Consider the following 7,414-nt stretch of genomic DNA (forward strand, 5'->3'; position numbering starts at 1 on the left):
CCCCCGGTCGGCGCTCGTGTCGCCCGTGCCCTCGGTCGGCGGGGGTGTCGTGGGGGCCGGCGGGGGCCGGCGGCCGGGGACCGCGGGGCCGGTGGCCTGCGTGGGCTTCGCCGTCGCGGACCGCGCCGCGTCCGTCAGATCGGTCACGCCGCACCCTGTCCCCGGTCGACCCGCCGGTCCAGCGCCCACCAGGCGGCCAGACCGAGCACGACGGCGGTGAGCACGGTGGACGGCCCGCCGATGTCCGCGTAACCGAAGTCCACCAGTTGCCAGACCAGCAGCCCGACGGCGACGAGCGCGCAGTCGGCGCCCGTACCGCCGCGGCGCGAGCCGGGCAGTCTCCGCAGGGCGAGCACGAGCAGCGCCGCCCAGCTCCCGGCGAGGGCCAGCAGGCCGATGACCCCCTGCTCGCTGAGGACCAGCAGATACATGTTGTGCGGGGAGAGCAGCGGCTGGCGCTGGAAGGCCGTCCCCGCGCCCGCCGTGTCGCTGCCCGACGACAGCGCGATCGACGCGTGGCTGTCGCGGTAGGCGGGGAAGCCCTTCAGCCCGACGCCGGTGACCGGGTCGGTGCGCCACATGCCGCCCGCCGCCGCCCACATCGTGTACCGGTCGGTGACCGACCTGTCGGGCGCCTCGGTGACCTCGGTGATGCTGCCGAGCCGTTCGGCGACCATCTGCGAGCCGATACCGAGCCCGCCGACGAGTACGGTGCCGATCGCCGCGGTGACGAGCGCGACGCGGGCCGCGCGGCGCGGCCCGGAGAGCGCGAGTTGCAGCGTGACGGCCACGACCGTCGCGATCCACGCGCCGCGGCTGAAGGAGACCACGAGCGGCAGGAACAGCAGTGCGGCGCAGGCGAGCGCGACGGCCCGCTGTACGCGCGGCACCTCGCGGGCGCCCCCCGGACCGCGCTCCACTCCCACTCCCACGCCCAGGGCCAGTCCGACCGCGGCGACCAGTCCGTACGACACGACGGTGGCCATGCCCATGACGTCGGTGGGACCGAAGGTGCCGACGGCGCGGACGTCCTCGCCCATGTACGAGGCGCCGGTGCCGGTCAGGTACTGGACGACACCGATGCACCCCTGCACCAGCGCGAGAGCCACCATCGCCCAGGCGACGAGCCGGAAGTCCCGGCGGTGCCTGATCAGCAGGAGCAGTGCGCCGGGCACCAGCACGAAGATCTGGAGGTAGCGCGCCACGCCCGGCAGGCTGGAGGCGGGGTCGTAGGACGTGATCGCGGCGGCGCAGACGCCGAGAACGGGAAGTCCCAGGACCAGCGCGGCCGTTCGGGTCAGCGGCCGGGCGCGCTCGCGCACCACCCGTACCAGGCAGAAGACGACCAGCAGCGCGGACGCCACGTCGGCCACCGTCCCGGAACCGGACGACCCGTCGCCGGCGGGGCCCTCGACGGGGACGGCGAGGAGGGCCACGACGGCGAGGACGGGCAGCAGCGGGACGGTCCGGCGCAGCGTGCCGCGCCACTGCCGCCAGTCGGGCCGGACGCGCCAGGTCCGCCGGTCGCGTTCGGCTCCGGAGGAGGGGCGAGGGGGACGGAGGGGGTTCGATTCCGTACGCGGGGCCAGGAGCGGCGCGCCTCGGGGGTGGGCCACGTCAGCTCCCCGCCGGACGGACGAGCGAGAGGGCGGTTCGGATGATGATGCACACGTCCTGCCACAACGACCAGTGGTCGATGTAGTGGTTGTCGAATCGGGAGCGGTCCTCGATGGAGGTGTCCCCGCGCAGCCCGTTGACCTGCGCGAGACCGGTGATGCCGACGGGCATCCGGTGGCGTGCCGCGTAGCCGGGGTGGGTCTTGCTGAAGCTGGCCACGAAGAAGGGGCGTTCGGGGCGGGGTCCGACGAGGCTCATGTCGCCGCGCAGGACGTTCCAGATCTGCGGGAGTTCGTCCAGCGACGTACGGCGCAGGATGTGGCCGACCGTGCTCATCCGCCGATCGTTGGCGACGGACCAGCGGGTGGCCGCCTCGGTGTCGTCGGCGGGGCGCAGGGTGCGGAACTTCAGCACGGTGAAGGGGCGTCCGTTCTGCCCCACGCGTTCCTGGCGGAACAGCACGCCGGGCCCGTCGAGGAACCGTACGGCGAGCGCGCAGGCGAGCAGCACCGGTGAGACGGCGACCAGCGCGAGTGCCGCCACGACGATGTCGAGCAGGCGTTTGCCGAGGGCGCCGCGGGGTGCGGTGGGCGGGTCGACGCGGTGGCAGCTGTACCCCCAGACGTGCTGGGACATGCCGCGCCGGGCACCGGCGGCCGTGTCCCGGGGACCGGCGCCGATGAACCAGGCGGCACAGCCGTACTGGTGGAAGCGGGAGACGAGCGCGGCGCGGTCCTCCGCGCTTCCGGCGCCGGCCTGGCCGTCGACGAACACCGCCTGCCGGACACCGTTCTGGATGACGGCGCGGTGGATCTCCTCGGCGGTGGTCAGCACGGGGAGCCCGGGGGCCGGGGTGTCGGCATCGGCGGGGTGGTCCTCGCCGACGCCCCCGACGGCGCCGTCGCGCGGGTCGCCGTCCGGGGTGCCGGGCCCGTCCGCCGCCACGGGGGCGACGATGCCGACGGGTCGCAGGCCGTACTCGGGGTGCCGGGCGAACATCGCGGCGAACCGTCTGCCCGCCGGCCCCGTCCCCACGATCAGCGCGGAGGTCAGCCGCCTGCTCGCCGTGCGCCGCCGGTATCCGTGGACGAGGGCCCGGCCGCAGCAGGCGATGAGCAGTTGCGTCGCGCTGCCGGCCAGCAGGTCCGTGAGGCTCAGCGCGTGCGAGGGGTGGAGCGCGGCGAGCAGCGCGGCGGAGGCGCACCAGGCGACGAGGGTGCGCGCGGCCAGTGCGGGGAAATCGTCCAGGGCGGTCCGCGGTCCGGACGGGCGGTAGAGACCGGCGTACGCGTTGAGGACGGCGACACAGACGAGGAGTTGTGCGATCACCAGCGTGTGGCGCTGTCCGGAGTCGAGTAACGCGGTGCCGAGCAGGGCTGACGCCCAGTCGGAGGCGAGGAGCGGCAGCCCGAAGCGCAGGGGGGCGGCCGTACGGCGGCGGGGTGGCAGCGCGAGGGGGTCGCCGGCGTCCTGCCGGGAGCTGATCGAGGCGTACCCGAGCGGTGGCCGGCCCGCGGCCGTGACGGTCACCGGCCCGGGGCCGGCCGGTCCGCGCCGTCCCGGTCCGCGTCCGGAGGGTGCGGGGACGCTGGTGCTTTCCGTACTCACTGGGGAATCGGCTCCCTGTGCTCGGAGCGCGGCACGGCGGCCACGTCGCGGTACACGTCCGCGATGGCGCTCGTGGTCCGCCGCACGTCATAGGTGCCGCGTACGTGGTCGTGGCCCTCGCGGCCGAAGGTGTCGCGCAGTGACCGGTCGCGCAGCAGCGCGGTGATCGCCTTCGCCGTGGCCGCGTGGTCCCCGGGCGCGGTCAGGCAGTGCGCCCGCTGGTGCGGCAGCAGACTCTCGCGCGCCCCGTCCACATCGCTGAGCAGTACGGTCCGCCCGCTGGCCATCGCTTCGAGCGGCGCCACCGCCATGCCCTCCCAGCGGGACGGCAGGACGACGAGGTCGGCGGCCCGGTACCAGGGCGCGGTGTCCGTCACGGCTCCGGCGAAGAGCACCGAGGGCGGCGCGCCCTCGCGCAGCCGCTCGGCGTCGGGTCCGTCGCCGACGAGTACGAGGCGGGCCCCGGGCAGGTCCCGCAGGACACGTGGCCAGGCGCGGAGCAGCACGTCCTGCCCCTTCTGTCTGCACAGCCGGCCCACGCACACCACGAGGGGTGTCTCCGCGGGGAGTGCGGCGAGCAGGGGGAGCGCGGCGCGGTCGGCGGCGGTGGCGGAGAGGGCGCCTGTGGTGTCCGCGGGCCGGAAGCGGTCGGCGTCGACGCCGTTGTGGACGACGGACCAGGCGGCGCGCACTCCGGCGCGCTCGCCCCGGCCGCGCTCGGCCTCGCTGACGCAGACGACGCGCGCGGTCCAGCGGGCGGCGAGCCGCTCCCAGCCGCGGGCGAGGGCGGCGGTCGTCCCGCTGACCGCCTCGAACGACCAGGCGTGCGGCTGGAACACGGTGGGGATCCGTCCCCGTACGGCCAGGCGTCCGGCGAATCCGGCCTTCGCGCTGTGCGCGTGCACCACGTCGGGGCGGATCCGTCCGACCAGTTCGGTGACGCGGCGGATCTCGGCCGGCAGTCCGAAGCCGGGGTCTCGGGTCGCGCGCCAGACCTCCGTCTCGGCGCCGAGCGCGGCCACGTCCGCCATGAGCGGGCCCTGGTCGGGGCAGGCGACGACGACCCGCATTCCGGCGGCGACCTGGGCGTGGACGAGATCGGCGACGACGCGGCCCACTCCGCCGTCGACCGGCTGGACGAGATGGAGAACGGTCAAGCCGGAACGTTGACTGTTGCTTGGTTGCGGCACGCGCGAGTCACTCCAATCGTGGTCTCTGGTGTCGTGGATCGGACAATCGGGAAAACGCGCGAGCGCTGCCGACGCGCGGATGAATGAGCCGGCTCAGCGCCGCGCATCCACCGCCGCATAGAGCGCGCCGAACGAGATCGAGTCGCACCCGGCCCGGAAACGGACGTTCATAGTGTCGCCTCCCGGGACGGGTGGTTCACGCAGGTCGAGGAGATCGGAGTCATATCCGAGACTGTTCTTGTAAGCGGGTTGTCTTTTAATGTGATTGGCACCCGCATCAGCAATGCCGGAATTCATCACGTCGTCGACCCCCGGGCGCGCGACCGGCAGCCTGGCCCGCCGACCGGCCGCCCGGACGAGCCCGCCGTGCCGCACGGGTACGGTCGCGCTCGCCGAACGGAAACGGTCGCGGCGGCCGTCACCATTTCGGTGGACGGCAGACGGCGCCCTACACCATGAAGCGCGAAATCCGGCATTGAGACTCTCCGACCCCGAGTATGAATCGACAGTGCACTCTTACGGCCGTGGGATCGGTAATCACGTGAACCGCACGGCCCGTTGTCAAGGCACAGTCGCTTTCCCGGAATCGGTCGGCCCGCAAACCTTCACGCGCGCCCAATAGCACTCTTCGGGCGATCGCGCGTTTCCCGAACGGCCGCCGATCGTTGAGCCTGTCGCACCATTCGTAAATCGAAAGGATATGGTGATGAAGCGAGTCGCTAAGTCCGTCGTCATGGCGACGTCCAGCGCTGCCTTCCTCCTCGCCGGAGCCGGGATGGCGTCCGCCAGCGGCGCGTCCGCCGAGGGAGTCGCGGCCAACTCGCCGGGCGTCCTGTCCGGCAATCTGGTCCAGGTCCCGGTCCACGTGCCGGTCAACGTCTGCGGCAACACCATCAACGTCATCGGCCTGCTCAACCCGGCCTTCGGCAACACCTGCGTCAACGCCTGACCTTCGACGGAGCCCGAGCTCCGTCGGCCCACGGCCGGCGCGCCGGGTCCGGCGGCACGACCGCCGGACCCCGTACCGCTTTCTTCACTCATTCGGGCCGCAACCGATCAGCACCACCCGCGTTGATCGATAAGTCGGGCAACTGCGCCCGTACGGCCCTTCCCCTCAACACCGAGGAGCTCATCCCCATGTCGCGTATCGCCAAGGCTGTTGTTCTGTCCTCCGCGGCCGCCGCCGCCGTCGTCGGTGCCTCCGGTGCCGCCATCGCCGACAGCGGCGCCCAGGGCGCGGCTGTCGGTTCCCCGGGTGTCATCTCCGGCAACGTCGTCCAGGTCCCGGTGCACGTCCCCGTGAACGTCTGCGGCAACACCATCAACGTCATCGGCCTGCTCAACCCGGCCTTCGGCAACACCTGCGTCAACGCCTGATCCGGACGGCAGCCCCGACTGCCGCCCGCCACGGCGAGAGCCGCCCTCCCCATCCCGGGGAGGGCGGCTCTTCCGCTGTCCGAGAGCTGTCCGGCCACCCTTTCGGCTGCGACACGCGCCTCGGACGGGTGGCCGATTTTCATAGTCCGACGCAGGTCAGCGGGGTCGAAGCGGCCGGTTGGCGGACACCGCGCGGCGGTCGGGATCGGTTGCGGGTGACCGCTCCGCGACTCACGGTGAAGACGCAAACCCCCACCGTGTCCTGAAAGGACTTTTCATGCGTTCCCATGTCTCCTCACGCGCCGCAGCCGCCGCCGTCTGCGCCGCACTCGTTCTCGGCACCGCCGGTACCGCCGTCGCCGCCACCAGCGCCAACCAGACGCCGGCCGGCGTCGGCGCGGAGGCGTTCCGTGCCCCGGTCGCCGACGCCGACGCCGTCAAGCAGCAGGCCGAGGCGCTGAGTTCGCTGTCCGGCGCCATCGCGCCGGTCACCGACATGCTCGCCGACGTGCTCGCGGCGGACAACGGCCAGCTCGCCGCGGCCGACATCGAGAGGCACCAGGCGGCCATCAAGAAGGGCCTGGACGCGGTCAGGAACGCCGCCCCGGCGGCCCCCGCCGCTCCCGCCAAGCCCGCGGACAACGACGGCAGCGCGGACGCGATGAACCCCGTGAATGCCGTGGGCGCCGACGGCAAGGCCCCGGCCCGGGCCGACCTGACGGTCCAGGCCGCCGACTCCGTACAGAAGGCGACGGACGCGCTGCTCAAGGCTGCGGCCACCAAGGACGCGAAGGCCGTCGCCACGCAGTCGCAGGCCGTCGTGACCTCGCTGGTCAACCTCGCCACCGCGCTCGTCATGAACGACGCCATGCCGGCCCCGAACCTGCCGGGCCTGCCCGAGCTGCCCAAGCAGCCGGAGGCCGAGATGCCCGCACCGGCCCCGGAGGTTCCGGGCGTGCCGACGACGCCGCAGAACCAGTAACACCGCGTACGCCAGAGCGGCCGTGCCGCCCCGTCACCCGGGGCCGCACGGCCGTTCGTCGTGTCCGGGACGGCCGGAGATCGTTACTGAGGGCGAGACCAGGACTCAAGAGAACAACCGTTGAAAGAAGGATTCACCATGAAGCCCATCAAGGTCGCCGCTGTCATCGCCGGTTCCGTACTGACGCTGGGTGCCGCGACCCCGGCGTTCGCCGCCCAGAACCTCCCGATGAGCCTCAACGGCGGACTGGGCGGTGCCCTCGAAACGGTGACCAACCAGGAGACGCTCGACGTCCAGCCGGTCCGGACGAACGCGCTGGACCCGAAGAACGACGGCTCCCTCGTCAACACCGTGGGCGACGTGGCGAACGGGCTGAGCGGCGACAAGGACGGCGGCAAGGACGCCAAGGGCACCAGCGCCGGCAAGGGCGGCAAGGCGGACAAGGCCAAGGGCAAGGGTGGCAAGAGCAAGGGCAAGGGCGGCGCGATGCTCGGCGGAATCCCGCTCGGCGGCTGACGGGCCCCCGCCCCGTAACTCCCGCACCACCGGCGGGGGGGGGGGGGGGGGGGGGGGGGGGGGGGGGGGGGGGGGGGGGGGGGGGGGGGGGGGGGGGGGGGGGGGGGGGGGGGGGGGGGGGGGG

The 7,414-nt window shown here is 73.3% G+C and carries 7 protein-coding genes; 4 read left to right on the forward strand and 3 right to left on the reverse strand.

All coding sequences use genetic code 11. From position 1 onward, the window contains the following. Window positions 1-143: 143 nt before the first annotated feature. Genes ACZ61E_RS10210 through ACZ61E_RS10220 form a run of 3 tightly spaced genes read right to left on the reverse strand, consistent with a single transcriptional unit; the run spans window position 144 to window position 4,382 of the window. Entirely contained in the window at window positions 144-1,616 is a 1,473-nt protein-coding gene (locus ACZ61E_RS10210) for an O-antigen ligase family protein (RefSeq protein WP_469699106.1), read from the reverse strand. 1 nt (window position 1,617) lies between these two features. Beyond that, on the reverse strand, window positions 1,618-3,225 hold the full coding sequence (locus ACZ61E_RS10215) for a sugar transferase (RefSeq protein ID WP_469699107.1): 1,608 nt from the start codon (window positions 3,223-3,225) through the stop codon (window positions 1,618-1,620). Further along, on the reverse strand, window positions 3,222-4,382 hold the full coding sequence (locus ACZ61E_RS10220) for a glycosyltransferase (RefSeq protein WP_469699108.1): 1,161 nt from the start codon (window positions 4,380-4,382) through the stop codon (window positions 3,222-3,224). The genes ACZ61E_RS10215 and ACZ61E_RS10220 overlap by 4 nt, the downstream gene beginning before the upstream one ends. 739 nt (window positions 4,383-5,121) lie before the next feature. On the opposite strand from ACZ61E_RS10220, the gene ACZ61E_RS10225 reads away from it, so the two are divergent. The 4 genes from ACZ61E_RS10225 to ACZ61E_RS10240 all read left to right on the forward strand — a co-directional run bounded on the left by ACZ61E_RS10225 (window position 5,122) and on the right by ACZ61E_RS10240 (window position 7,290). Beyond that, complete coding sequence (locus ACZ61E_RS10225; protein ID WP_469699109.1) at window positions 5,122-5,364, forward strand: chaplin; 243 nt, start codon at window positions 5,122-5,124, stop codon at window positions 5,362-5,364. A 188-nt stretch (window positions 5,365-5,552) separates the two neighbouring features. Beyond that, window positions 5,553-5,792 carry a chaplin gene (locus ACZ61E_RS10230; RefSeq protein ID WP_242575217.1) on the forward strand — a complete coding sequence of 80 codons (240 nt, stop codon included), beginning with the start codon at window positions 5,553-5,555 and terminating at the stop codon, window positions 5,790-5,792. A 277-nt stretch (window positions 5,793-6,069) separates the two neighbouring features. Then, window positions 6,070-6,774, forward strand: coding sequence for a hypothetical protein (locus ACZ61E_RS10235; protein ID WP_469699110.1), 705 nt, complete (start codon window positions 6,070-6,072; stop codon window positions 6,772-6,774). Window positions 6,775-6,912: 138 nt separating this feature from the next. Next, complete coding sequence (locus tag ACZ61E_RS10240; protein WP_469699111.1) at window positions 6,913-7,290, forward strand: hypothetical protein; 378 nt, start codon at window positions 6,913-6,915, stop codon at window positions 7,288-7,290. Window positions 7,291-7,414: the final 124 nt, after the last annotated feature.

The sequence above is a fragment of the Streptomyces sp. NPDC104581 genome, from assembly GCF_055583685.1.

What these genes read in the sequence shown, in the direction of transcription:
- ACZ61E_RS10225 (WP_469699109.1), top strand. Translation starts at nt 5,122, where the DNA reads ATGAAGCGAGTCGCTAAGTCCGTCGTCATGGCGACGTCCAGCGCTGCC.
- ACZ61E_RS10230 (WP_242575217.1), top strand. Translation starts at nt 5,553, where the DNA reads ATGTCGCGTATCGCCAAGGCTGTTGTTCTGTCCTCCGCGGCCGCCGCC.
- ACZ61E_RS10235 (WP_469699110.1), top strand. Translation starts at nt 6,070, where the DNA reads ATGCGTTCCCATGTCTCCTCACGCGCCGCAGCCGCCGCCGTCTGCGCC.
- ACZ61E_RS10240 (WP_469699111.1), top strand. Translation starts at nt 6,913, where the DNA reads ATGAAGCCCATCAAGGTCGCCGCTGTCATCGCCGGTTCCGTACTGACG.